This window comes from Halovenus marina, assembly GCF_051414115.1.
GTDB lineage: Archaea > Halobacteriota > Halobacteria > Halobacteriales > Haloarculaceae > Halovenus > Halovenus marina.
Map to the genome: position 1 here is coordinate 1,821,523 of NZ_JBLKNZ010000001.1, position 21,759 is coordinate 1,843,281.

At 62.0% G+C, this 21,759-nt stretch carries 29 protein-coding genes and 1 pseudogene; 3 read left to right on the plus strand and 27 right to left on the minus strand.

The genetic code is table 11. From position 1 onward, the window contains the following. Positions 1-20: 20 nt before the first annotated feature. The 3 genes from ACMGFL_RS09300 to ACMGFL_RS09310 form a co-directional block, all read right to left on the minus strand. On the minus strand, positions 21-554 hold the full coding sequence (locus tag ACMGFL_RS09300; protein WP_436935261.1) for a DUF7978 family protein: 534 nt from the start codon (positions 552-554) through the stop codon (positions 21-23). An 86-nt stretch (positions 555-640) separates the two neighbouring features. After that, positions 641-2,977 (minus strand): heavy metal translocating P-type ATPase, encoded by a 2,337-nt coding sequence (locus ACMGFL_RS09305; protein ID WP_436935262.1) that lies wholly within the window; start codon positions 2,975-2,977, stop codon positions 641-643. 67 nt (positions 2,978-3,044) lie between these two features. Further along, a complete protein-coding gene (locus ACMGFL_RS09310; protein ID WP_436935263.1) occupies positions 3,045-3,791 on the minus strand; it encodes a helix-turn-helix domain-containing protein in 747 nt (248 codons plus the stop codon). Positions 3,792-3,950: 159 nt separating this feature from the next. On the opposite strand from ACMGFL_RS09310, the gene ACMGFL_RS09315 reads away from it, so the two are divergent. The 3 genes from ACMGFL_RS09315 (at position 3,951) to ACMGFL_RS09325 (ending at position 7,898) form a co-directional block, all read left to right on the plus strand. Next, entirely contained in the window at positions 3,951-4,670 is a 720-nt protein-coding gene (locus ACMGFL_RS09315; RefSeq protein ID WP_436936438.1) for a hypothetical protein, read from the plus strand. A gap of 463 nt (positions 4,671-5,133) precedes the next feature. Further along, positions 5,134-6,825, plus strand: a complete 1,692-nt coding sequence (locus tag ACMGFL_RS09320; RefSeq protein WP_436935264.1) for a glycosyltransferase — start codon at positions 5,134-5,136, stop codon at positions 6,823-6,825. Positions 6,826-7,133: 308 nt separating this feature from the next. Continuing rightward, positions 7,134-7,898 carry a tail fiber domain-containing protein gene (locus ACMGFL_RS09325; protein WP_436935265.1) on the plus strand — a complete coding sequence of 255 codons (765 nt, stop codon included), beginning with the start codon at positions 7,134-7,136 and terminating at the stop codon, positions 7,896-7,898. A 165-nt stretch (positions 7,899-8,063) separates the two neighbouring features. Here ACMGFL_RS09325 and secY read toward each other — a convergent pair whose 3' ends face one another. The 24 genes and pseudogenes from secY to ACMGFL_RS09445 all read right to left on the minus strand — a co-directional run bounded on the left by secY (position 8,064) and on the right by ACMGFL_RS09445 (position 21,755). Further along, positions 8,064-9,533 carry a preprotein translocase subunit SecY gene (secY, locus tag ACMGFL_RS09330; RefSeq protein WP_436935266.1) on the minus strand — a complete coding sequence of 490 codons (1,470 nt, stop codon included), beginning with the start codon at positions 9,531-9,533 and terminating at the stop codon, positions 8,064-8,066. Between the two features lies 1 nt (position 9,534). Continuing rightward, the gene (locus tag ACMGFL_RS09335) at positions 9,535-9,987 is read right to left on the minus strand and encodes an uL15m family ribosomal protein (RefSeq protein ID WP_436935267.1); all 453 of its coding nucleotides are present in this window, start codon (positions 9,985-9,987) and stop codon (positions 9,535-9,537) included. Beyond that, complete coding sequence (rpmD, locus tag ACMGFL_RS09340) at positions 9,987-10,451, minus strand: 50S ribosomal protein L30 (RefSeq protein ID WP_436935268.1); 465 nt, start codon at positions 10,449-10,451, stop codon at positions 9,987-9,989. The genes ACMGFL_RS09335 and rpmD overlap by 1 nt, the downstream gene beginning before the upstream one ends. Beyond that, on the minus strand, positions 10,448-11,086 hold the full coding sequence (locus tag ACMGFL_RS09345) for a 30S ribosomal protein S5 (protein WP_436935269.1): 639 nt from the start codon (positions 11,084-11,086) through the stop codon (positions 10,448-10,450). The genes rpmD and ACMGFL_RS09345 overlap by 4 nt, the downstream gene beginning before the upstream one ends. Continuing rightward, positions 11,083-11,643, minus strand: a complete 561-nt coding sequence (locus ACMGFL_RS09350) for a 50S ribosomal protein L18 (RefSeq protein WP_436935270.1) — start codon at positions 11,641-11,643, stop codon at positions 11,083-11,085. The genes ACMGFL_RS09345 and ACMGFL_RS09350 overlap by 4 nt, the downstream gene beginning before the upstream one ends. Further along, entirely contained in the window at positions 11,643-12,092 is a 450-nt protein-coding gene (locus ACMGFL_RS09355) for a 50S ribosomal protein L19e (RefSeq protein ID WP_436935271.1), read from the minus strand. Before ACMGFL_RS09355 ends, ACMGFL_RS09350 begins: the two co-directional genes overlap by 1 nt. Beyond that, complete coding sequence (locus ACMGFL_RS09360; protein WP_436935272.1) at positions 12,089-13,240, minus strand: 50S ribosomal protein L32e; 1,152 nt, start codon at positions 13,238-13,240, stop codon at positions 12,089-12,091. The genes ACMGFL_RS09355 and ACMGFL_RS09360 overlap by 4 nt, the downstream gene beginning before the upstream one ends. Further along, positions 13,240-13,776 carry a 50S ribosomal protein L6 gene (locus ACMGFL_RS09365; protein ID WP_436935273.1) on the minus strand — a complete coding sequence of 179 codons (537 nt, stop codon included), beginning with the start codon at positions 13,774-13,776 and terminating at the stop codon, positions 13,240-13,242. Before ACMGFL_RS09365 ends, ACMGFL_RS09360 begins: the two co-directional genes overlap by 1 nt. Positions 13,777-13,778: 2 nt before the next feature. Continuing rightward, on the minus strand, positions 13,779-14,171 hold the full coding sequence (locus ACMGFL_RS09370) for a 30S ribosomal protein S8 (RefSeq protein WP_436935274.1): 393 nt from the start codon (positions 14,169-14,171) through the stop codon (positions 13,779-13,781). Next, entirely contained in the window at positions 14,168-14,341 is a 174-nt protein-coding gene (locus tag ACMGFL_RS09375; protein ID WP_436935275.1) for a 30S ribosomal protein S14, read from the minus strand. Before ACMGFL_RS09375 ends, ACMGFL_RS09370 begins: the two co-directional genes overlap by 4 nt. After that, the gene (locus ACMGFL_RS09380) at positions 14,334-14,861 is read right to left on the minus strand and encodes a 50S ribosomal protein L5 (protein ID WP_436935276.1); all 528 of its coding nucleotides are present in this window, start codon (positions 14,859-14,861) and stop codon (positions 14,334-14,336) included. Before ACMGFL_RS09380 ends, ACMGFL_RS09375 begins: the two co-directional genes overlap by 8 nt. Next, positions 14,858-15,649, minus strand: coding sequence for a 30S ribosomal protein S4e (locus ACMGFL_RS09385; RefSeq protein ID WP_436935277.1), 792 nt, complete (start codon positions 15,647-15,649; stop codon positions 14,858-14,860). Before ACMGFL_RS09385 ends, ACMGFL_RS09380 begins: the two co-directional genes overlap by 4 nt. After that, a complete protein-coding gene (gene rplX / locus ACMGFL_RS09390; protein ID WP_436935278.1) occupies positions 15,642-16,004 on the minus strand; it encodes a 50S ribosomal protein L24 in 363 nt (120 codons plus the stop codon). Before rplX ends, ACMGFL_RS09385 begins: the two co-directional genes overlap by 8 nt. Next, positions 16,001-16,399, minus strand: a complete 399-nt coding sequence (locus ACMGFL_RS09395; RefSeq protein WP_436935279.1) for a 50S ribosomal protein L14 — start codon at positions 16,397-16,399, stop codon at positions 16,001-16,003. The genes rplX and ACMGFL_RS09395 overlap by 4 nt, the downstream gene beginning before the upstream one ends. 5 nt (positions 16,400-16,404) lie before the next feature. Then, positions 16,405-16,752 (minus strand): annotated as a pseudogene (locus tag ACMGFL_RS09400) (30S ribosomal protein S17); the annotation flags it as partial. Beyond that, positions 16,743-17,030, minus strand: coding sequence for a ribonuclease P protein component 1 (locus ACMGFL_RS09405; RefSeq protein ID WP_436935280.1), 288 nt, complete (start codon positions 17,028-17,030; stop codon positions 16,743-16,745). The pseudogene ACMGFL_RS09400 and the gene ACMGFL_RS09405, both read right to left, overlap by 10 nt. Continuing rightward, positions 17,030-17,236: a 50S ribosomal protein L29 gene (gene rpmC, locus ACMGFL_RS09410; protein ID WP_436935281.1), complete on the minus strand. Its 207-nt coding sequence runs from the start codon at positions 17,234-17,236 to the stop codon at positions 17,030-17,032. The genes ACMGFL_RS09405 and rpmC overlap by 1 nt, the downstream gene beginning before the upstream one ends. After that, positions 17,233-18,141 carry a 30S ribosomal protein S3 gene (locus tag ACMGFL_RS09415; RefSeq protein WP_436935282.1) on the minus strand — a complete coding sequence of 303 codons (909 nt, stop codon included), beginning with the start codon at positions 18,139-18,141 and terminating at the stop codon, positions 17,233-17,235. The genes rpmC and ACMGFL_RS09415 overlap by 4 nt, the downstream gene beginning before the upstream one ends. After that, positions 18,141-18,602: a 50S ribosomal protein L22 gene (locus tag ACMGFL_RS09420; RefSeq protein ID WP_436935283.1), complete on the minus strand. Its 462-nt coding sequence runs from the start codon at positions 18,600-18,602 to the stop codon at positions 18,141-18,143. The genes ACMGFL_RS09415 and ACMGFL_RS09420 overlap by 1 nt, the downstream gene beginning before the upstream one ends. 3 nt (positions 18,603-18,605) lie before the next feature. Further along, a complete protein-coding gene (locus ACMGFL_RS09425; protein WP_436935284.1) occupies positions 18,606-19,028 on the minus strand; it encodes a 30S ribosomal protein S19 in 423 nt (140 codons plus the stop codon). Beyond that, a complete protein-coding gene (locus ACMGFL_RS09430) occupies positions 19,025-19,747 on the minus strand; it encodes a 50S ribosomal protein L2 (protein ID WP_436935285.1) in 723 nt (240 codons plus the stop codon). Before ACMGFL_RS09430 ends, ACMGFL_RS09425 begins: the two co-directional genes overlap by 4 nt. Before the next feature lie 2 nt (positions 19,748-19,749). Next, complete coding sequence (locus ACMGFL_RS09435; protein ID WP_436935286.1) at positions 19,750-20,004, minus strand: 50S ribosomal protein L23; 255 nt, start codon at positions 20,002-20,004, stop codon at positions 19,750-19,752. Next, on the minus strand, positions 20,001-20,744 hold the full coding sequence (gene rpl4p, locus ACMGFL_RS09440; RefSeq protein ID WP_436935287.1) for a 50S ribosomal protein L4: 744 nt from the start codon (positions 20,742-20,744) through the stop codon (positions 20,001-20,003). Before rpl4p ends, ACMGFL_RS09435 begins: the two co-directional genes overlap by 4 nt. Positions 20,745-20,747: 3 nt before the next feature. After that, the gene (locus ACMGFL_RS09445) at positions 20,748-21,755 is read right to left on the minus strand and encodes a 50S ribosomal protein L3 (RefSeq protein WP_436935288.1); all 1,008 of its coding nucleotides are present in this window, start codon (positions 21,753-21,755) and stop codon (positions 20,748-20,750) included. Between the last annotated feature and the right edge of the window lie 4 nt (positions 21,756-21,759).

Consider the following 21,759-nt stretch of genomic DNA (forward strand, 5'->3'; position numbering starts at 1 on the left):
GCTTGAACTGCGTGGGGAGTTTACGTCTGAGTCGCGAGCACACCGCCGAGGCCACCAAGGACGGCGGGGAAGACCAGTCCGACGAGGAGAACGCTGTTGACAAGCGGTGGTCCGGCTGATGACCCACCCTGGGAGATCTCGAAGACGAACGTGCCGACGATTGCGAGTACGACAGTCCCCAGTGCGATCGTTGCACCTGCGAGCGCCCCTTCCTGCGGTTCCCGTACATTAACTTGGTTCGCGAGTGCGAATCCGGCTCCGAGCAACACAACGACGGGAATCAAACGATAGAGAATCGTGGGCGCTTCCAGTTGCACCAGATCGGATGAGAGATAATTGAACGTCGACCCTGCGGCTTCGACGTCAACGAACTGTGCATTATAGTACAACCACCCGCTGGCCTCCACGAGTTCCTCGGTCAGTGCTTCGGCCTCCTGCGTTGATACCACGACCAAGGTGATCAGATAGCCGATGACAAAGGCCACAGCGCCGTAGATTGCGCCCTGTACGTAGGGGATTTCGTCCGTGCCTTGGGTCTGCTGTCTTCGCGCCATCAACCTGATACATTAAGCCAGTATATAAAAATCTACTTGCGAATAATCCGCAACCATTTCTAGCAAGAAGTAAGGGAGGTCGCGTCTCACTCGGGGTCGATACGTGACAGTCGCATCGCGTTCCCGGTGACGCCGAGACTCATACCCATGTCGCCGACGACGACGGCGAGCGCAACGCTCACGAGACCCAGCGGCACGCCGAGCGCGAGCAGGGCCTTCACGCCGAGACTGGCCCAGATGTTCTGTCGGATCACGCCAATTGCTGTGTGCGAGAGACCGTACAGGTAGGGGAGTTTGCCGATGTCGTCACCCATCAGCGCGATATCGGCGGTTTCGAGAGCGGTATCGGTGCCCGCCGCCCCCATCGCGACGCCGACGTCGGCAGTCGCAAGCGCGGGTGCGTCGTTGATGCCGTCGCCGACCATCGCCACCTCGCCGTACTCGGCCTGCAGTTCCTCGACGGCCTCGACTTTCTCATCGGGCAGGAGTTCGGCGCGGTACTCGTCGACGCCGACTTCCTCGGCGATGGCCCGTGCCGTCCCCTCGTTGTCGCCAGTCAGCATCACGACGTGTTCGACGCCGAGTTCGTGCAGGCGGGACACGGCGCGCTTCGAGGCGGGACGCACTTCGTCGGCGATGGCGATGACGCCGAGTAACTCCGTCTCCGTGCCCACGATGACGACTGTCTTCCCGTCGCGCTCCAGCGTTGCGAGCGTGTCCGCCTCGAACGTCTCGCTGCCGTCCGGTTTCGCCCCGGAAACGACGCTCCCGCCGTCAGTTTCGGTTCTGGCGCGAGCGAGGTCGAATCCCATCTCCTCGAACAGCGCGGGTTTGCCAGCGTAATACGTCTCCCCGTCGATGTCGGCGCGGATCCCCTTCCCGGTCAGACTCTCGAAGGCGGTCGGTTCCGGAATGTCGTCAGTTCCGGACGCCTCGGTACGCGCGAGGATCGCTTCTGCTATCGGGTGTTCGCTTCGCTGCTCCAGTCCGGCGGCGTACCGGAGCAACGTCCGTTCGTCGGTACCGCCGAGCGGGACGACGTCGGTGACGGCGAGTTCACCGCGGGTGAGCGTTCCGGTCTTGTCGAGAGCGATGGCGTCGACTTCGCCCATCGCCTCCAGATGGTTGCCACCTTTGATCAGGACGCCGTTTTTCGCGGCGCTCGTGATGCCCGAGACGACTGAGACGGGCGTCGAGATGACAAAGGCACAGGGACAGGCGATCACCAGGAGGGTCAGTCCGCGGACGAACCACGTCCCCCACTCGCCGGTGAAGGTGAACGCATAGCCAGCCACACTCGTCGAGATGGGATCAGAGATGACAAGCGGCGGGACGGCAGCGGTTAAAATCGCGAGCACGACCACGACAGGGGTGTAGTAGCCCGCAAACCGGTCGACGAACTGCTCGGTCTCAGTCTGTTTCGACTGTGCGCCCTGTACCATCTCGATGATGCGCGAGAGCGTCGAGTCGCCCGCGGTCGACGTGACCGTCACTTCGAGATAGCCCTCCTCGTTTATCGCGCCAGCGTACACCTCGTCACCAGCGGTCTTGTCGACGGGGACGCTCTCGCCGGTGATCGGCGACTCGTCGACCGCACTCGTTCCCTCGACGACCGTCCCATCAAGCGGGATTTTTTCGCCGGGGCGGACGATGACTGTCTCACCGACATCGACGTCGTCAGCGGCCACCGTGTGCTCCTCGCCGTCGCGCCGCACCGTGGCCTCGTCGGGCGACAGTTCCATCAACTCGCGCAGGGAATCCCGCGCCCGGTCCATCGCGTAGTCTTCGAGCAACTCCGCGATGCTGAACAGAACGGCGAGTGTCGCCGCCTCGACGAAGTAGCCGATACCGGTCGCGGCGATGATCGCCGTCCCCATCAGGAGGTCGATATCGAGATTCAGGTTCTTCGCGGAGTAGTAGCCGCCTCTGACGACCGGAAGGCCGCTGCTGAGGATTGCGCTGAGAAAGAGTACGTCCGCCAGCGTGAGAGAACGGTCGAGAACGGACGCCACCGCGAGGTTCTCACCGGTCAGGACAAATTCGAAGAGCAGACCGGCAGTGAGCAACACTGCACCGACCCACGTCTTGATCGCTCGGGGACTCGTCCAGACCTCCGATGGGGGTGCGATGTCGACGCTGTCGGAGTGCTCGCCGTCCGCTGAACTATCACCGCCGACGACTTCGTAGCCAGCGGACTCGACGGCTTCGATGATAGCAGCCTCGCTCGTGCGAGTGGGGTCGTAGGTCACCGTTGCGCTGCCAGTCGTGGGCTGGAGCGTCGTCTCGACGATACCGTCGACACGCTCGAGGCTCTTGTCGACTTTCCCTGCACACGACGGGCAGTCCATCTCGGGGACGACGAGACGAACTGTCACCGTCGCGCTCTCTTCTACTGCCCGCTCCGTCGCGTCCTCGTCGGTCATTACCTGCAGGTAGTAGCGGTACGTCGATAAGCCTTTGTTGGAATATTCCAACCAATCGTGCGTGGTGTTACAGCGTCGTCGAGGGGCGCTCCGTCAGCATCTCGGCCACATACTGTTTGGCGAGGCGTTCCTCCGCGCGACGGAGTCGGTAGGTGAGCGTCGACCGCGGGACGTCGAGATGGTCGGCAAGTTCACCCACGTCGACGTCCCGCGGTGATTCGTAGTAGCCGTGTTCGACGGCGGCCCGGAGTGCTGCCGCTTGTTCCGGGGACAGGCCACCCGTGCTGTCGTCGATGTCACTCGCGCCTGTCGATGTCTCTGCAGTTCGAAGCATCTCCATGCGAGCGGTGTCACCGACTGCCACCTCGATTTCGTCGAAAAACGCCGCCACGTCACCCTCGCCGGAGTGAAGCACCCGCCACGTGTAGTGTCGCCCCTCGTGGCGTGTCTCGAAGAGCACGCCGTCGCCCAGATGGTCGCGAGCGATGTGCGGGACGGACGAGCAGGCCGGAGTTCGGTTCCAGCGTGAATAGATCACCAGCGTGTCGTCCGTGCGGTCGAGAATCTCCGTACACTGGGTGGCACCGCACTCATCGGTGGCGAGACAGTCGGCGTAGTAGTCGCTGTCGAGTACGGCGTCTTCGATGGCGTCGAGCGCGTCCGGCGTCCCCGTCGCGTGGTCGACGCGCCAGAGGCTCTCGGCGGTGGCGTGAAGCGAGAGCGAGCGAATCCGGGCGTCGGGGTGCTCTGCGAGCGTGTCGGCCACCCTGTTGCACCCCGGTTCGTATTCGAGCGCAAAGGCGAGTTCGCGCATACGAGGTGTACGTCCTGACGGGGCATAACACGTTGGCTCCGAGTCGGATCTCAAGGATGCCCACACTGCGATGTCGAATCGAACGTAGCGTTTATTGGCGAGACGTGACCGTGATGGAATAGCATGTCCACGGCGACAGTTCGTGGTACGATTCGCGGGATGGCACAGGCAGCGAATCCAGCTTTCGCAGTTGCCGTCGTGTTTCTGCCGTTTGCTGCCTTCGGCTACGTTCAGACGGTCGGCACGACCCAACAGCACACCTTCGTCCACGTGATGACCGGGGTGCTGTGGACCGGCATCGACATCTTCATGGGACTGGTCGTCGGCCCGGTCGTCGGCGGTCTCGACGAGGAGTCGTCTGCGGCCTTTTTCGAGAAGTTCACCCCGAAGACAGCATTCCTGCTGCCGACGATAGCGACCGTCGCTATCTTCGGTGGCATCACGCTCGCCATCAGGATGGACCTGCTTCCGAGTCCGAACGCGTGGCTCGCGCTGTTTACGCTGGTCAACGTCCCCGGCGCGCTCCTTTTGATCGGCTGGCAGTTCGACGCCTGGCGCGACTGGCGATGGCTTGCGCCATTTCTGGTCACGCTCATCGGATCCCTCGCGTGGGTCGCGCTCACCGTCGGTGATCTGGAGCTGCCCCGAAACGTGATCCTCGCCGCACTCGGCATCGTTACCGTCCTCAATCTCCAGGGGTTCGGGCTGCTCATGCCCGGCGAAATCCGCGTCTACCGAGAGATGAGCACGGCCGACCCCGACGCGGCGCTCATCAAGCAGATCGGACAGCGCAACGCGAAGCTGGCTGGCGTGCAAGGCGCCTTCCAGGTCATGATCATCGTCGTGATGGTCTATCTCCGCTACGGGGGCTTTCCATAGCTACGGACCAACACACCCACCTGGGAAGCGCTCTCGTTTCGACCGTCTGTCAGAACGCGACTGAATGGTGCGGCTCTGTAAACTGCGTAAACAATCCGTTCAGCAATCGGTAAAGTCGCACAGGAAGATAATAGTAAATAAACCTAGACGTTTATCTTCTAGTAATGTAATAGTATATTCACACATGATTACGTACATGGTAACAATAATTGAGGAGTTACATGACTGACAAAGAGGAGTCGCGTTCGCTATCGAGGACAGAGATAGCGATCGCGGTGGTAATATTCGCCGCGACGTTGTTCTTGCTTGTCGCTTTGCTCCCCCGGTTGATCCTTCTACTGGGCGGAATTATCATCGGGGCGTCTGCGCTCCCGTCCGAATTGGCTATGTCGTATACAATTTCCGAGACCGCGTCCCACGGCGGGTGAGCACGGTTCCGATTCTGGTATTGTTGCTATTTCCAGTGTTTACCGCCGCAGGATTCGTCTGGTATTTCGACGTCGCGTTTTCGCTCGTTCCCGGCCTTATCTTTCTCTCGCTGCTGTTGTTCATCTCGATTTACTGGACAGTCATTCCACTGGCGCTGTACCAACACTACGGCGAACAACGGCGGACGGTCGAGATCAACGAGTGGCCAACAGTAACGGCGGTTATCCCGGCGTACAACGAGGAAGGGTACGTCGGCAGGTGTATCGACTCAGTACTCGCAACCAACTATCTCGACGAGTCCTTCGATATCGTCGTCGTCGACGACGGGAGCACCGATGGAACACTGGCCGAAATTCGCGAACGAGAGTCCGACCGGGTGCGAGTAATCCAGAAAGAGAACGAGGGCAAACACGAGGCGATGAACACCGCGCTGTCAGAGATTGACAGCGATTTGATCGTCAGTGTCGACGCTGATTCGGTGGTCGATGCCGAGGCAGTAAAGGAACTCGTCACGACCTACAAGTGGCACAACGAACCGTGTGCCGTCGCGGGGAATATCAAGATCATGCACAGACACTCGGCGCTCGAGCGGATACAGGCGCTCGAGTATATCGTCTCGATCAATATGTTCCGTCGAGCACTTGACCACCTCGGCATAGTCAACGTCGTTCCTGGATGTCTGGGATTGTTCGAGCGCGAGGCTGTCACGGCTGTCGGCGGGTTCTCCGGTGACACTGTGACTGAAGACTTCGACTTTACACTGAGTGTGCTGAAACAGGGCAGAAAAGTCCATTACTGCTCAACTGCGATTTCGCGCACCGAGGCACCGCAGAGCCTCCGGGGGCTGTACAATCAGCGACTCCGGTGGTATCGAGGCACAATTCAGACGCTGAGAAAGCACAAAGACATCGTAATGAACACGAACTACGGCCCACTGCACATCGTGCTCATGCCGTACATGTGGATGTCCGTCGGGATGGCGCCGATACTCGGAGCCATCGTTTCAGCGGCGATCATCTGGACGAGTCTGTTCGGCTCGGTCGTCCAGGTGCTTGGCCTCATCGCGATCTTCGTCATTCTGGAGGCGCTGTTTGCAACGACCGCGATGGTCATAGAAGACAGCATCGAAAAAGAGGACTACAGATTGCTCCGGTACACCCCGCTTATGGTGATCGGATACAAACAGCTTCAGGATTTCATCATGCTCCGAAGTCTGTTCGACGTGGTGACTGGGCGTCGCGTCTCATGGACATCCGCAGGCCGAAGCGGCCCCAGGTCCACCGACTCAAGACCAGATCCCGCTACCAGTCAACAGCACCAGTCCAAGGCGAAAGTCGAGGTGTATCGCGACAAGGCGTCGGAGTGGCGCTGGCGACTCGTTCACCAGAACGGGAATATCATCGCACGGTCGCTCCAGAGCTATCCGGAGCGTTCGGATGCCAAACGCGACATCGGACGTATCCGAGAGACGTGTGTCGAGGCATCGGTAAAGCTACTCGACGAGACGACACCGGAGCTTCCCGACGACGGTACGGCACAGCCGCACTTCGAGGTGTACCGAGACAGATCCGGAGAATGGCGCTGGCGATTCGTCGACGAGGCCGGAGCGATCATGGCCGACTCGGGAGAGGGATACAACCGAAAGGAAGGCGTGTTAAACGGCCTCGACAGCGTTCAAACCAACATCTTCGAAGCACCGACAGTCAGGCTGGAACCGTCCGACTGAACGCGCCTGACAATCGCGTGTTTTCAAATGCACCATCGGAACATGACCCGACAGAGCGTTCCAACGAACCCCACGTACTTGGTCGGCTGGGGGCACCTCGTCACCCCTGAGCATCCTGATCTCTGATCGAAAACAGTAGCCAGACAGCTGAGGAAGTTCGCGACTGTGGCAGGCGGCGGTCCGAGCGATACCTCATTCCCCGACATAACGAGCAACGAGGCGGTCGACGACTACTGCACGGTCGGAGTGGTGGATTTAACTCAGCAGGAACATCAGACGGTGGTTCCACAGACGCAGCGTTCGCAACAGTGGCTGGTGGGAAAGAAAACGATGCCGAGGGCAAGCATTCAACAATTGGCGGCGGCCGGAATAACTTTATCAACAGCACCGCTGGAACGGTTCCCGGCGGTGACACCTGTGTAGTCTACGGGGACTACGCACTCGCGGCTGGCCGCAACGCAACCGCATTCAATCCGGGGGCATTCGTCTGGGCAGACAGCACCGACGCCGAGTTCAGTTCGAGCGAGGACCCCAACGACTCCGGTGTCAAGAACGATGACACGTTCAACGTTCGGGCGAGCAGCGGGGTCAAGTTCGTCACGAACGGCGGAACGACCTACATCTCTGGTGGGTCGACGGGATGGTCGACCACGTCGACGCGAACAGCGAAGACGAACATCGAGCCCGTCGACTCGGCGTCAGTCCTCGATGGCGTGCGGGAGATGGAAGTTTCGACCTGGGAGTACACCAACGAGGATGGGGACGGCGCGGGTGTGCGCCACGTCGGACCGATGGCCAAGGACTTCCACGACGTGCTCGACGTGGGTGACAACGAGAAGCACATCAACTCCATCGACGCGGACGGGATGGCCTTCGCAGCAACCCAGGAACTCGCGGCCGAACTCGACGACGCCCGTGAGACTGTCGAGGCGAAAGATGAAGAAATCGAGCAACTTCAGGAGCGAGCCGAGGAGCTTGCGGCCGAAAACGAAGCCCTCACCGACCGACTGGCAGCAGTCGAGGACCACCTCGGACTGGATGGAGATACCGAACCCGCGCCCGCCGACGACTAACAGAACGACCACGGACGTGACTGAGAACAGGGGGAAGCTGACAGCCGGGTTCAAGACGACGGGCTCGGAGGTCAGTCGTAAAGTGCGTCTTCACAGGACCGAATCTGACAGTTCGGCAATCACGAAGGAGACAATACACCGAGAACGAGGAACGCCGTGAGCCTCTTACCCGAACATCTGGCGCATCATTGGGTGCATCTCCATGAGTTGCTCCTCTGCAATCTCCTCGTAGAGCTTGTAGGTGATAGACACCGTCAGGAGCAACCCGGTTCCGGAGACGCTACCGATGGTGCCGAGCATGTTCGCACCGACCGCGAGCAGACCGACCAGCGCGCCGCCGATGATGGTCACCTGCGGGATGTACTGGTCGAGCACGCGTTCGATGCTCCGGACGTTCTGCCGGAACCCAGGGATCTGCATCCCGGAGTTGTGGATCTGCTGAGCCGTCGCCTCGGGACCCATGTCCGTGGTCTTCACCCAGAAGACGGCGAAGATGGCACCGCCGACGATCATGACCGTCAGGTCGACCCCGACCCGGATCAGGATTTCGAGCGCGGTGTTGCCACGTCCCATCCCGGCGAAGAACATCCAGTCCTGTGGGCTCTGTATCGGTGCAAGGTAGTAGAACAGCCCACCAGTCACCTGTCCATCGGCATACGACCCGAGCCAGCCGGGCATCGACCCCATCTGCTGGTTGAGTATCTGTCCGATGAACTGGATGTTGAACTGGAGTGCCCGAACGAGAATCATCGGCAAGACACTCGCGTAGATCAACTTGACCGGGTATCGACCCCGGGCACCCTTGACGCGGGTGTTCGAGAGGGGAATCTCGACGCGAACACTCTCGGCGTAGACGACGATCACGAAGATGGCAATTGTCGTGATGATCGCCAGAATCTCACCGGTTCCGATCAACAGCTCTTCGAGGCCCTGCCCAGTCAACAGCGACGGTGTGTCGGCGCTACCAAAGAGCAGTTGATACCAGTTTGCGAGGATCCCGCGCTGGCCGCCGAGTGGCTGCGTCGAGATGATCCCGCCGACGAGGCGCTGGCTCACACCAGCGATGATGAACAGTCCAATACCGCTTCCGACGCCCCACTTGCTCACGACCTCATCCATGAACAGAATGAGGATTCCGCCGACGAAGATCTGGAAGAAGATCAGCCACTGAACGCCGGTCTCTCCGATGCCAAGCTGAGAGACGATCTGCGGGTCTGCCGGGAGTGCACTGGACGCAAAGACCAGTGGAAGCGCGGTCAGCGCCGTCATCACGAGCACCAGCACTTTCTGTAGGCCCTGGTAGAGTACCTGGTCGCGGGGGTTGTTCTGCGTATCGAGTCCGAGGAGGTCGGCACCGCCGAGCAACTGCAAGACGATGCTTGCAGTGACAATCGGACCGATACCGACCTGCAGCAGCGACCCCTGAGACCCTGCGAGAATCGAGCGGAACTGGCCGAATGCGTCCGATCCGCCAGTCCCTTCGAGTCCGAACACGATGACGTTCGTCAGGAAAAAGTACAGCACGAGAATGCCCGCGGTCCAGCCTAGCTTTCGCTTGAACGGGACGTGCCCCTGTGGCCGACGGACCGAAGGCATTCGCGTCAAAACCGGTTCGGCGGTGTCCTTCCAGCTCATGTTACTCCTCGTCTGTCTGTGCGCGCTCGGATAACGTCGTCGTTCCACCTGCTGCGTCTATCTGTTCTTCTGCGCCCGCAGAGAAGTCGTCAGCGACGACGTCGAGGGCGTTGCGAACCTGCCCGCTGCCGAGTACCTTCACGACATCCGCGTCCGTGTCGACGAGGTCGCGGGCGTCGATCTGATAGCCGTCGCCCGTTTCGGTCGCCAGCCCTTCGGCGACCAGAAGCGGCGCGTCCTCGTCGAGTTTCTGGACGTCGACCGTTTCGACATCCGTCTGTGCTTTCTCTGGACGCGTGAAGCCGCTCTTGCCGAGCGGTTCGTAGTTGTGGTGTTCGTGCTTGTCACGGCCCGCCGCACCGCGTCCACCGCGGTGACCGGCGCCGCGACGGTTCTTGTGTGATCCGCCGCCGTGCGTGCGTGAACCGCGCTGTCGCTTTTTCTTGTTTGTCATTATCGCATCGCCTCCAGTAGCGTGTCGATGTCGTCAGTGCCGTGGACGCCGAGTTGGCCGCCGGTGTGAACCGGCTGTTTGATACCGTCGTGTCCGCCACGGGGCGGGTGCAGCCGCAGCGTCGGCGACAGCCCCGCGTCCTGCAGGGTCGTCTCCTCGTCGACCAGCGCGCCAGCGAGAGCGGACACCGAGTCGTACTCGGTGTTTTCGGCGACCCACTCGTCGTCGATGTCTGCCTCGCCCGTCGCGGGTTCGCCACGTCGTTCGATCAGGAGTTCGACCGTCTCCTGACTCGGAACTCCGTGTGCGACGTAGTCGTTGACCTTCGTCACCATCCCCTCGTAGGTCGGCTCCTCGGGAACAAGCGTCGCGTGGTTGACGCGGCCGAGATTGAGCATCTTCAGCGTGTCGCGGATATCTCCGTCGATGTTGACTTCACCGCGAACCTGTACGAGTGCCTTCATTCTGTCACCTCACGGGTTTCGTGGACGCGCTGTGGGACGCGTGCCTCTGCCGCGTTTTCGAGTGCGTTGAAGGTCGCCTTCGCCAGGTTGACCGTCGTTCGGGTGTTGCCGTGACTCTTCGTCCACGCGTCCTCGACGCCAGCGAGTTCGAGCACCTTCCTCGGCGTCTCGGCGGCAGCGAGTCCGAGCCCCTTCGGAGCGGGCTTGATCTCGACTTCCACGCTTCCAGCCTTGCCTTCGGATTTCCGGACCAGCGAGTGCGTCCCGCCGGGCTGGTCTTCCCACGAGCCACTGCCAAGCGGCACCTGAATGAGGTTCAACTTGCCGATGTCGATAGCCTTCTGAATCGCACCGCCGACCTGGTCGTCGCGGCCCTCGGCGTAGCCGACGAGTCCGTCGCGGTTGCCCACGACGACGACACAGCGGAACTTCACTCGCCGACCGGAGTCGGTCATCCGCTGGACCATGTTGATGTCGAGCACTTCGTCTTCCAGGTCCGGAACCAACTGGTCGACGAGTTCCGGCTCCTTCAGCGGCAGGCCCGCGTTTAGCGCCTCCTCCATCGAGTCGATTTCGCCGTCAGCGACTTTCTGTCCGAGTCGCGTCTGGGGGACCCATCCGTCGTCAGCGCTCATAGTTCAACCTCTCCGTCGAGTAGTGTCTCTCGCATCTCGTCGAAATGTTCTGGCAGGTCTGTTGCGTCGAAGTCCCCGCTGTAGAGGCCGTCCTGCGAGTCGGCGTACTCCGCGATGTGCTCGCCGCGGGTCCGTGACCAGTCGGCCAGCACGTCGTCGTTGTGAGGGACGTCGAGTCCGGCGTCGATTGCGCCTTCCTGTACTGCGAACACCTTGCTTCCGGGAGTCGGGGAGTTCAGCCCGATGTCGAGAACCGCTTCCTCGACGCCAGCCTCGATGGCTCGAAGCCCTGCGAGCAGTCCGGTGAGATACGCCGCGGGCATGTTGCCCGTCGGCGCTTCCCAGCCGTAGTCTGCGAGTTCGACTGCCTCTGCGGCCGCAAGTGTTCGGTCGCCCTGTGGGCCGGTACTGACCAGCTGCGCCCTGACTTGGGTGTTGCTCTTGCGAGCAACGAGGCGTGGTTTGCCGGATTTCAGCAGGCGCAACCGCTGATGGTAATCTGTACGGGCCTCGCGGCGACGCCGCATGGGCACCGTGTATCGTGGTCCTGTTGCCATTATGTATCACCGTATTGTTCGTCGATGAACCGATCCAGGTCCGCGACGCTGTCGAACTCGCCGCCGCCAGCTTTGTCGTACAGGTCGCGGTACTGGGATCTGTCTAGCTGGCCGTCGTCGCGGAGTTCGCGCAGATGACTTCGCTGTGCGCGAATGCGTGACGTCCAGTCCTCTTTCTCGTTGTTCCGTGCGCCAGCTGTCCCCTTGCGGGAACCGGGACCTTTCCGGTGGCCGTAGGCGCGCTTCTCGTTTCGCTTGCGGGCCTGTCCGCGGGAGTTGCCCTCCGGCGGATCCGCCCGGATGAGCCCCTCGTCGACGAGGTCACGGATATCTTCGCGAGTGATCGCTTCCGCGATGTCGCCCTGTCGGTCAGGGTCGAACCAGAGTTTGTTCTCCCCGACGTCGAGCACGTCCGATGCGATTCGTTTCTGTGCGCTCAGGTCCGTCATTCGATTTCGACCTCCTCGTAGGTTGGGTTGAGTACGCGAATCCCGTTGTCCTCTGCGACTTCCTCGATGCGCTCGCGCTTGCGTGCGCCGACCTTCGAGGCGATCCGAACCGCCTGACGGTCACCGTCCACGCCGTCGAGGTCATCGACGTTGTGGACGCGAACTTCCTCGAAGCCGGATGGGTGCAGGCCGCGTGCCGCTTTCGGCGAGCGAAAGCCCGCCTCGACGGTGTCGCCCTTGCCCTTGATGCCGCGGCGCTGCTTCGAGAGCTGGCCGCGCGGGCGTCGCCAGGAGGTGGGAACGCGCTTTTTCTTGTGGTAGTCCTGTCGGTTGAACTGCGGCTTTCCGACGCGCTTTCGCTGTGTGAGGAGTCGCTCGGTCTCCTCGTCCAGATCCGGCGTCTTCTCGACCAGTCCGCGTGGCTGCAGTTCCGTCTCGACCTCTTCGGCTTCTGCCTCTTCGTCCTCGACTTCGGCCTCGACCTCCTCACTGACTTCGAGGTCACCGACGTCGGCTTTGATCCGCGCGGCGAGTGCCATGCCGACGCCGTCGATGCTTGCGAGTTCGTCCTGACTTGCACCGCGGACCTGGTCGACCGTCTCGTAGCCAGCGTCGCGAAGCTTCTCGGCCTTCGCGTCGCCGACACCGCTGATGTCGGTCAGGTCGGTCAGTTCCGGTTCCTCGACTTCCTCGTCAGCGTCAGAGTCCTCGACATCGTCCGACTCGGCGTCGTCGGGTTCGAGTTCGGCAACCTCCGATTCGACGTCGTCGCTGACGTCGAGTTCGTCCGTCTCGGCTTTGATCCGCGCTGCGAGTGCCAGACTGACGCCGTCGACCTCTGTTAGCTGGTCCTGACTCGCCGCGCCGATGTGTTCGACCGTCTCGTAGCCAGCCTCCGCGAGGTTCGTGGCGACTTCCTCGTCGACACCGCCGAGCTGGGTGAGTCCGGACTCTTCGGCGTCGTCCTCGTCGACTGATTCGTCTGTGTCAGATCCTTCGTCAGTCACTGTTTCGGCTTCCTCGTCTACGTCGTCGGTCTCTGTACCGTCCTCAGCATCTTCGACTGCTTCCTCGACTGCGTCGTCGGCCGCGCCGTCTTCCGCTTCCTCGTCGAAGGCAACTTCGACGTCGTCCTCGTCGTCTGCCATCAGGCATCACCTCGGTTCGGTTTGCTCGTGATGTAGACACCGTCCTGGAAGACGCGGGCGTCCTTGTCCGTCACGCGAGTCAACTGCTCGATATCCGCGGCAGTCTGTCCAACCGCCTCGATGTCGGGGCCGCTCAGCGTCACGATTTCGCCGTCGACCTCGACCTCGGTGTCCCCGCGGATCTCCGTCCGCCGGGGCGCTTTCTCACCGAGGAAGTTCTCGATGCGGATCTCGTTGCCGTCGGCCGTCACCTGCATCGGGAAGTGAGAGTAGAAGACCTCCATCTCGTACTCCCAGCCCTCAGTGACGCCGTGGAACATGTTCCGGACGTGACTCTCGAAGGTGCCGACCGTCGAGTTGGTCTTGGCGTCCTCGACGTCGCTCTCGATGACGACCTCGCCGTCCTCGACCGACACCGACACGTCGGGATACCACAGGCGACGTGTGACGCTTCCTTCGGGACCCTCGACGGTCAGGTCGAGATGGTCCATCTCGGCGCTGACCTCCGCTGGTATCTGTAGTGTTGTTCGTGGCATTGTTAGTAGACGTATGCGATGACCTGGCCACCGATCCCCTGCTCGCGCGCCTCGTAGTGGCTCATGATGCCATGCGAGGTCGTGACGACGAGCGTCCCGTAGTCACGGGCCGGGAGAAACCGCTTCTCCCACTTCTCGAACTCGTCTGCGCCAGCAGCGTATCGTGGCTTGACCGGGCCACATTCGTTGATTGCTCCCTTCAGTTCGACCTCGAACGTCCCGGCTTTGCCGTCCTCGTGGCGCGTGAATCCGTCGATGTAGCCGCGGTCGTACAGCACTTCGAGGACGCTCCCGATCTCGTTCGAGGCTGGCTGTACCTCCTGTATCAGACTGCCAACACTTCCCGCGTTGTCGATTGCCGAGAGCGCGTTGGCGAGTGGGTCGTTTCCAGTCATGAGTATTTCTTGAACCCCATACTTCGCGACACCTCGCGGAAGCACTGTCGGCACAGCCAGATGTCGTACTTTCCGACCAGTCCCTGCTTGCGCCCGCAGCGCTGGCATTCGCGGAGCTGTTCCGTTCGTTTGGCCGCCTGTTCACCTGTCGAAACTTCGCTTTCACTCATCGTTGACCTCCACGTCGAAGCGTGCTTCGACGAAGTTCACCGCATCCTCGATAGTGAGTCGGTGCCCTGACGGGATCGACCGTGCGCCCTGGTCGCGCTTCGCGACGCGATAGCCCGGCCGAACCAGATTGACCGTCACGTCGAGCCCGTAGATTCCGATCGTCGGGTCGTACTCCTGATCCGGGAAGTCGGTGTGTTCCTCGACACCGAAGCTGAAGTTGCCGGTGTCGTCGAACTGCCGCTCACGCAACTCGGTGAAGGCGAGCGTCGTCTCGAGGAACTCCACTGCCTCCTCGTCACGCAGCGTCACCTTCGCACCGATCGGATCCCCTTCGCGGATGTCGAAGTCCGGTTCGGTCTTGGTCGCCGTCGTTCTGACTGGCTGTTGGTCCGTGACCTCTTCGAGAATCTCCTCGCCCTGTGCGAGTTCGCGGCCACCCTGACCGACGCCCATGTGGACGACGACCTTCTCGATTCGGGGCTCGCGCATCGGATGGAACTGCTCGGTGTCGGAACTCATTCATCTCCCTCCGTTGTGTCTTCATCGGACGCCTCGTCCGCGGATTCGGCGTCTGATTCTGTATCTTCGGCCGTGTCCGCGTCGGAATCGTCGTCAGTGAAGTTCTCGTCGATGACGACGACGTACTCTTCGACCGTCTCGAAGCCGCCGTCGTTCGAAGCCTGACTGACGAGAACGTTGTTCGCGGAACTGCCGGGCGTCACCTGAATCTCGTCGATGGTGCCGATTTCGCCAGCGTGCGCGCCAGCGATGGCGGTCACGAGCGCGCCCTCCTCGTACTCGAAGTGGGCGACGATTTCGTCGTCCTCGTTGGCGACGACGATGGAATCGTTGGCGTCGTAGGGTGCGTCCTCGTCGACGAGCAGCGTCTGTCCGTCGTGCAGCGTCAACTGAATATCGCCGCCGGAGACGTGGCGCTTCTCGTCGATCTTGCCGAGTTTGCTCTGTGCGGCGTCCGCCTCGATGGGCGTCAGCGCGAGCCGACCCCCCTCGTCGGGGAACACCCGGTAGTACTCCTCGCGCTCGTCGAAGGCGACGATGTCGAACATCCCGACGGGACGCTCCTCGTCGCTCTCGGCTACGCCGTTGATCAGGACGTTGTCCTGATTGAGCGCGTAGCGGGCTTCCTTCCGACTGTCGACGTACCCCAGCACGTCCCGAAGGACGATGAGCAGGGGCACGCCCGACTCGCCGTGCGGGCCAGCGCCAGCAGCGACCGTGAAGGTCTCCTCCTTTCGCTCGACCGGCCAGCTTTTCGGGGCCGACAGGCGTTTCTGGTGGTTACTCATCGTTCTCATCCTCCGTGAGCCGCTGTTCGCGAAGCGAGTCCGAGAGATCCAGACTCGTGACGCGCAGGTTGCTGGCGTCGACTGGCCGCGGGACCTCCTCTCCGTCTGCGGTTTCGAGGGTGACGTCCTCGACGTGGACGACAGCGTCTCTGAGGTCGACACGGACGACGTCGCCGTCTTCCCCGGCGTGGTCGCCACGCATGACCTCAACCGTGTCGCCTTCGTTGACACGGACCGAGCGCTGGTCGTACTCCTCGCGGAGATCCGCGGACAGCGTCGCCTGCACCTGGCTGTGTCGCTCGTGCAGCGGCGCTTGTTCCGTCTGTTTGCGCTGTTTGTGTGGTTGCTTACTCATACTATCATCGTCGCTGTTGAGGCGATCGACCCGAAGCGTTCCGCGACTTCGCGTGCGATCGGTCCCTTGATCTCTGTGCCACGGGGGTCGTCGTTGTCGTCGATGACGACCGCCGCGTTGTCCTCGAACCTGACTCGGGTGCCGTCCGGCCGACGGATCGGCTTTCGCTGACGGACGACAACTGCTTCGAGCACCTGTCGTCGCATCTCCGGGGTGCCCTTCGTGACCGAGACGGTCACCTTGTCACCGAGTCCGGCCTTCGTGTGCCGGTTCTTCGTTCCGGAGTAGCCGTGCGTACTGATGATTTTCAGTTCGCGTGCGCCCGTGTTGTCCGCACACGTCACGAGCGACCCCTTTTCGAGGCCCTGTGTCACGTCTGCCTTCATCGCCTCCATCAGGCCTCACCTCCGTTCTCCTCGACTACTTCGACGACGACGTGTGATTTCGTCTTCGAGAGCGGTCGTGTCTCTGCAATCTTGACCGTATCGCCGACGGAGAGACCGCGAAGGACGCCCGGCACGTGTGCCGGAATCCGCGAGCGTCGCTTCATCAGCCTGTCGTATTTCGGCAGCGAGACGTCGTACTCCCGCTCGACGATGACGGTCTTGTCCATCTCCGTCGAGGCAACTTCGCCTTCGATGACCTGTCCGCGAACGGGGAGTTCCCCGTAGAACGGACAGGTCTCGTAATCGTATTCGTCCGGGTTTTCCGGTTCTGGTGGTTGTGCTACGTCTAGTCCTATCGCCATTGTGAATCACCTGTCTGTTCTGTGCGCCGTGCTGGCCTGGCGACGAGCTTCTCGCCGTCGGTTCGCACGCGCTCGCCCGACGGAAGCGACCACTCGAACGTGGCCTGTTCCTTCGGGACGTGGCGGACACGACCCTCGCGCTCGATACCGAGCGTCCGGGTCGTCTCCATGACGACTTCTCCATCGAATCCGACCTGCGTCGGGTCCGACGACGAGACGACGGTCACCGACCGACCGACGAGTTCGTGTCTGCAGAGCGATTCTGCTGTTGCCGCCATTATTCTCTCTCCCCTTCTTCTCGCTGGATCGTCTTGATCCGGGCGATTGCTCGCCGGAGTTCCTTGATTCGACCCGGGTTTTCGGGCATGCCGCCCGCCGCCTTCACCGCGTTGGCGTTCAGCAGTTCCGTCTCGAGGTCTTCGAGTTCGGCCTCTCGCTCTGCTGGCGTCATGTCGCGGATCTCGACTGGGTGGAGGATCGTCATTCGTCGTCACCCTCCTCGTCCATCTCGTCCATCAGCTCTTCTGCTTCGGCCTCGGTCTCCTCGTCGAGTTCCTCCTCGACTGCCGCGTCCAGGTCTTCGAGTTCCTCCTCGACGTCATCGTCGCCGGGCAGGTCTGGTTCCTCGAACTCCTCGGCTTCCTCGACGACTTCCTCTTCGACGGTCTCCTCGGCGTCTTCCTCCGTCGCTTCGGCTTCTGCAGGCGGTTCGCCTGCCTCGTCGCCCTCCTCGGGTTCACCGGCGAGCAGTTCCTCGACGCCCTCGCCCTCTTCGACGTACTCCTCGACTTCGACGTCCTCGTAGATCTCGAAGTCGTCGGGGAGTTCGACGCCCGGCGGGATGATCTTCACCTGAACCCCGATGGTTCCGAGCTTCATCACCGCGGTGCCGACGCCGTGGTCGACGATCTCCTCTGCGGGTTCGCCGTTGTGCTTGATGTAGCCACGGTTGAACTTCTCGACGCGTGAGCGTGCGCCCGTGACCTTACCGGAGAGAACGATCTCCGCGCCGCGTGCGCCCGCTTCCATGATGCGGTCGATCGTGGTGTGGCCCGCCTTGCGGAAGTACCAGCCACGTTCGAGCGCGTTCGCCAGTCGGTCTGCGACGATGCGCGCGTTCAGGTCCGGCTCTTCGACCTCCTGCACGTCGACCTGCGGGTCTTCGAGGCCGTACTCGTTTTCGAGCGTGTCCGTGATCTTGCGGATGTTCTTCCCGCCTTTGCCGATGACCATCCCGGGCTTTTCGGCCTTGAGGACGATCTGTGTGCCCATCGGCGTCTTGGCGATTTCCATGCCGCCGTACCCGGCGCGGCTGAGTTCGTCCTGGAAGAACTCGTCGATCTGGGTTCGCTGGAGGCCGTTCTCGATGAACTGGAGTTCGTCCGCCATTACTCGGACACCTCCTCCAAGATGAGCTCGACGTCAACTTCGGGGGTGTTCCACGGCGATGCTCGCCCCATCGCGCGGGGCTTGCGTCCCTCGTTTTCGCCGACCTTGTGGGCGGCGACGTGCATGATCTCCATGGATTCGCCCTCGAACCCCTGGTGGTCGGCGTTGCCGACGGCGTTTTCCAGGAGATCCAGAAAGGCGTTTGCCGCCTTCTCGGGGAAGCGACCGGCGTCCCAGCCGTCGATGTTCTTCCGGTGGCCGACGCCCGAGTTGTGCTGCTTGAAGGGAACGACTTCCTCGCCTTCGACGACGCCTTCGAGGTACTCGACTGCGTCGCCTGCCTGCATCCCCTTGATCTCACGGGCAATGGCCTTGCTGTGCTTGTGACTTACGTGCCGCTCTCGGAGCATCGCTTTCGCGGTGGTCTCCGGGTCGGCCTCGACTGAGTAGCTGATTCCCATGGTTTATTTCAGGGGTACGAACTTCGAGGAGCGTGTCGCTCCGATACCGGCCTGTCCGTGTTCGACGCTCGTCCGGGTCAACTGGAACTCGCCCAGGTAATGACCCAGCATCTCGGGTTCGACCTTGACACGCTCGAAGCTCTGACCGGTGTAGACTGCAAACGTGATCCCGATCATCTCCGGCAGGATCGGCATATCCCGCAGGTGTGTGCGGATCGGGTCGTTTGCGGTCTCCTCTTCCTCTGCTTCACGTGCTTTCTCGAGCAGTTTCTCGTGCTCGATGGACAGACCGCGTGTGATAGTTCGCCGCTGTCGAGCGGGGAGCAGTTCCGCGACTTCTTCGACTGACATCTCCTGCAACTCATCAACCGTGTGACCACGGTAGGTGAACTCACCCTCGTGGCCGATCTGATAGTCCGAACTCATGAGTCACCACTCCGGCCGGTGCGCTTCGAGGAGATGTCCCCGACCTTCCGTCCGGGCGGGGCATTCCGCGAAATACTCTTTGGTTTGCCGGGGTGCTGTCGGCCGCCGCCACCGAACGGGTGGTCGACGGCGTTCATCGCGACACCACGAACGCGGGGCCACACCGTTCCGCGGCCCTTCACCTTGTGGTACTTGTTTCCGGCCTTGACCATCGGCTTCTCCGTCCGTCCGCCACCGGCGACGACGCCGATTGTCGCTCGGCACTGCGGGTCCAGTCGCTTCATCTCGCCGCTTGGCAACTGAACGACCGCAACATTCCGGTCGTGGGACAGAAGCGTCGCGTTGACACCAGAGGCACGAGCGAACTTGCCGCCGTCGCCCTGATTCGCCTCGACGTTACAGACCGGAACGCCCTCCGGGATCTCCGCCAGCGGAAGGGTGTTGCCCGGTTCGATCGAAGCCGTGATTCCGACCTGAATCTCGTCGCCCACGGTGATCCCTTCGGGGGCGAGCACGAGGCGCTGGTCGCCGTCCTCGAACTCGATTGCGGCGACCGGGGCACTGCGTGCCGGGTCGTGTTCGATATCCACGACTGTCCCGCTGATCAGGTCGCCGTCCTCGACGGTTCGGTGGGAGAGTTCTGCCTTGTACTGATGGGATGGCGCGCGGAACGTCGGCGACCCGCGACCACGTCGCTGTCCGCGAATTCGTCGTCCCATGGTCAGAACACCCCGATTCGTGATGCGATCTCCTGTGCATCGTGGTCGTCTGAAAGCTGTACGGTCGCTTTCGTCTCGCCGTCTGGTGTGATCATCGTGTTGATGTCCGTGACCGCCACGTCGAACTGCGTCTCGACGGCGTCGACGATCTCGGGCTTGGTGGCTTCCGAGTGACAGATAAAGAGCATCTTGTTCTCGAAGTCCATCTTGTCGACGGCTTTCTCGGTCACGTGTGGATGCTTGATGACTGAACTCATCGGTCTGCCACCTCCTCGAGAGCGCTCTCGGTGAAGACGGTCAGTCGACCCGGCTGTGTCCCGGGCGCGAGTTTCTCCGCGCCGAGATTTGCCGCAGTCGTCACGTCCGCACCAGCGAGGTTGCGTGCACCGCGAGAGGGCTCCTCACTCGTCACGAACAGGACCGAACTCGGCCGACGGTACTTCCGCCCACGCGTCGACCCCTGTCCGGCCTTGATCGTCGTCTCGTCGGCGCGCTCGATGTCGGTTGCGAGGCCGAGCGCTTCGAGAATGCCGAGGACGTCCTGTGTCTTGTTGACGTCCTCGAACTCGTCGTCGATCACAATTGGGAGTTCGAGGTCGTCGTCGAACTCGTGCCCGCGCTCGCGGACGAGTTCGGGGTCGGTCGTCGCTGCGAGTGCCGAGCGAACCGCGAGTTTTCGCTCCTTGTCGTTGACATCGAGCGACCGGTCCTTCTCGGCCTTGGGCGGGTGTGCCCGACGGCCGCCGACCGTCTGGGGGACGCGCCGTCCGCGGCCTCCCTCTCGGGGGACGTGTGCCATGCCGCGTCCGCTTCCGTGGGACTCGGCTGGCGTTCGCATTCCGGCGTACTCGTCGGACCCGTGGTCCTGTTTCCGGTTTGCCTGTGCTGCAAGAACCGCCCGGTGGATCAGGTCCGGCCGATAGGTCGTCTCGAAGACCTCCGGCAGGTCCACGTCGGACGTTTGCTCGCCGTCTGTGTCGTATACTGGTACCTGCATGGCTTATCCCTGGTTTGACTCCGTGGATACGTACCGCACCTCTGGGTCGAGGCGCGGGGAATCCTGTGGACGCACTGCGGGACGCAGGCGAACCAGACGCTTCTCCGGTCCCGGAACCGAACCCTTGACCAGCACGTACTGGCCGTCGACCTCACCGTAGTTGACGAAGCCACCGTCTTTGGTGACGTCGTCGCCAAGATCGACGAGGCGCTTGTTCAGTTCGGTTCGCTGGTGGTAGCCCGTCTGTCCCTGTTGCGGGACTGTCGAGCGCACGCGAGAGGGGTTCCACGGACCGAGGTTGCCGATCCGGCGTCGCCATCCCTGGCGAGCGTGTTTGCCCTTGCGCTTCTGGACGCCCCAGCGTTTCACCGGGCCCTGCGTTCCTTTCCCTTTCGTGACGCCCGCAACGTCGGCGTACTCGCCAGCACGGAACACGTCCGTGGCGTTGTACTCGCCATCTGCGACGAGTTCGAGTCCGTAGTCCACACGCTCCTCGAGCGTGCCGCCGCCGATGCGGTTTTCCATCACGTCGGGTCGTTTCTTCGGGACACCGTCGAGTTCGCCCGGGACGGTATGCGTGATCGCACGCACGTCCGAGAGCGTCCCCGCGTCGAGTGCCTCGCGAATCTGTTCCTCTGCAGCGTCCGCGTCGGGTTCGTCGGGCAGATCGAGCGTTCGATCCAGCGACGGGTGGAACCCGTCGGCCCAGACGTCCGTCAGCGGTCGCTTGCCGTACGGCGTCTCCTCGTAGGCTCGCAGGGCGACGACCTGCATGGGTGGGGTTTCGATGACGGTGACCGGCACCGTCTCCTCCATCCCCTCGCGGGCTGAGTCCGGTTCGTCGTTGATCATAACGACGTGACTCATACCGGCCTTGTAGCCAGCAAAGCCCTGTAGCGTCGGCTGTCCCTCGTCGTCGGGCCAGCTGTTGAAACGCGGCGTTTCGCTCGCCGCACGCTCACGCGGGCCAAAGCCCAGCGAGCCTTTTCGTGGTCGTTCAGGTTGTGGCATTGTG

Coding starts and splice junctions, on each gene's coding strand:
- ACMGFL_RS09300 (WP_436935261.1), bottom strand. CDS start 554: ATGGCGCGAAGACAGCAGACCCAAGGCACGGACGAAATCCCCTACGTA.
- ACMGFL_RS09305 (WP_436935262.1), bottom strand. CDS start 2,977: ATGACCGACGAGGACGCGACGGAGCGGGCAGTAGAAGAGAGCGCGACG.
- ACMGFL_RS09310 (WP_436935263.1), bottom strand. CDS start 3,791: ATGCGCGAACTCGCCTTTGCGCTCGAATACGAACCGGGGTGCAACAGG.
- ACMGFL_RS09315 (WP_436936438.1), top strand. CDS start 3,951: ATGGCACAGGCAGCGAATCCAGCTTTCGCAGTTGCCGTCGTGTTTCTG.
- secY (WP_436935266.1), bottom strand. CDS start 9,533: ATGAGCTGGAAGGACACCGCCGAACCGGTTTTGACGCGAATGCCTTCG.
- ACMGFL_RS09335 (WP_436935267.1), bottom strand. CDS start 9,987: ATGACAAACAAGAAAAAGCGACAGCGCGGTTCACGCACGCACGGCGGC.
- rpmD (WP_436935268.1), bottom strand. CDS start 10,451: ATGAAGGCACTCGTACAGGTTCGCGGTGAAGTCAACATCGACGGAGAT.
- ACMGFL_RS09345 (WP_436935269.1), bottom strand. CDS start 11,086: ATGAGCGCTGACGACGGATGGGTCCCCCAGACGCGACTCGGACAGAAA.
- ACMGFL_RS09350 (WP_436935270.1), bottom strand. CDS start 11,643: ATGGCAACAGGACCACGATACACGGTGCCCATGCGGCGTCGCCGCGAG.
- ACMGFL_RS09355 (WP_436935271.1), bottom strand. CDS start 12,092: ATGACGGACCTGAGCGCACAGAAACGAATCGCATCGGACGTGCTCGAC.
- ACMGFL_RS09360 (WP_436935272.1), bottom strand. CDS start 13,240: ATGGCAGACGACGAGGACGACGTCGAAGTTGCCTTCGACGAGGAAGCG.
- ACMGFL_RS09365 (WP_436935273.1), bottom strand. CDS start 13,776: ATGCCACGAACAACACTACAGATACCAGCGGAGGTCAGCGCCGAGATG.
- ACMGFL_RS09370 (WP_436935274.1), bottom strand. CDS start 14,171: ATGACTGGAAACGACCCACTCGCCAACGCGCTCTCGGCAATCGACAAC.
- ACMGFL_RS09375 (WP_436935275.1), bottom strand. CDS start 14,341: ATGAGTGAAAGCGAAGTTTCGACAGGTGAACAGGCGGCCAAACGAACG.
- ACMGFL_RS09380 (WP_436935276.1), bottom strand. CDS start 14,861: ATGAGTTCCGACACCGAGCAGTTCCATCCGATGCGCGAGCCCCGAATC.
- ACMGFL_RS09385 (WP_436935277.1), bottom strand. CDS start 15,649: ATGAGTAACCACCAGAAACGCCTGTCGGCCCCGAAAAGCTGGCCGGTC.
- rplX (WP_436935278.1), bottom strand. CDS start 16,004: ATGAGTAAGCAACCACACAAACAGCGCAAACAGACGGAACAAGCGCCG.
- ACMGFL_RS09395 (WP_436935279.1), bottom strand. CDS start 16,399: ATGGAGGCGATGAAGGCAGACGTGACACAGGGCCTCGAAAAGGGGTCG.
- ACMGFL_RS09405 (WP_436935280.1), bottom strand. CDS start 17,030: ATGGCGGCAACAGCAGAATCGCTCTGCAGACACGAACTCGTCGGTCGG.
- rpmC (WP_436935281.1), bottom strand. CDS start 17,236: ATGACGATCCTCCACCCAGTCGAGATCCGCGACATGACGCCAGCAGAG.
- ACMGFL_RS09415 (WP_436935282.1), bottom strand. CDS start 18,141: ATGGCGGACGAACTCCAGTTCATCGAGAACGGCCTCCAGCGAACCCAG.
- ACMGFL_RS09420 (WP_436935283.1), bottom strand. CDS start 18,602: ATGGGAATCAGCTACTCAGTCGAGGCCGACCCGGAGACCACCGCGAAA.
- ACMGFL_RS09425 (WP_436935284.1), bottom strand. CDS start 19,028: ATGAGTTCGGACTATCAGATCGGCCACGAGGGTGAGTTCACCTACCGT.
- ACMGFL_RS09430 (WP_436935285.1), bottom strand. CDS start 19,747: ATGGGACGACGAATTCGCGGACAGCGACGTGGTCGCGGGTCGCCGACG.
- ACMGFL_RS09435 (WP_436935286.1), bottom strand. CDS start 20,004: ATGAGTTCAGTCATCAAGCATCCACACGTGACCGAGAAAGCCGTCGAC.
- rpl4p (WP_436935287.1), bottom strand. CDS start 20,744: ATGCAGGTACCAGTATACGACACAGACGGCGAGCAAACGTCCGACGTG.
- ACMGFL_RS09445 (WP_436935288.1), bottom strand. CDS start 21,755: ATGCCACAACCTGAACGACCACGAAAAGGCTCGCTGGGCTTTGGCCCG.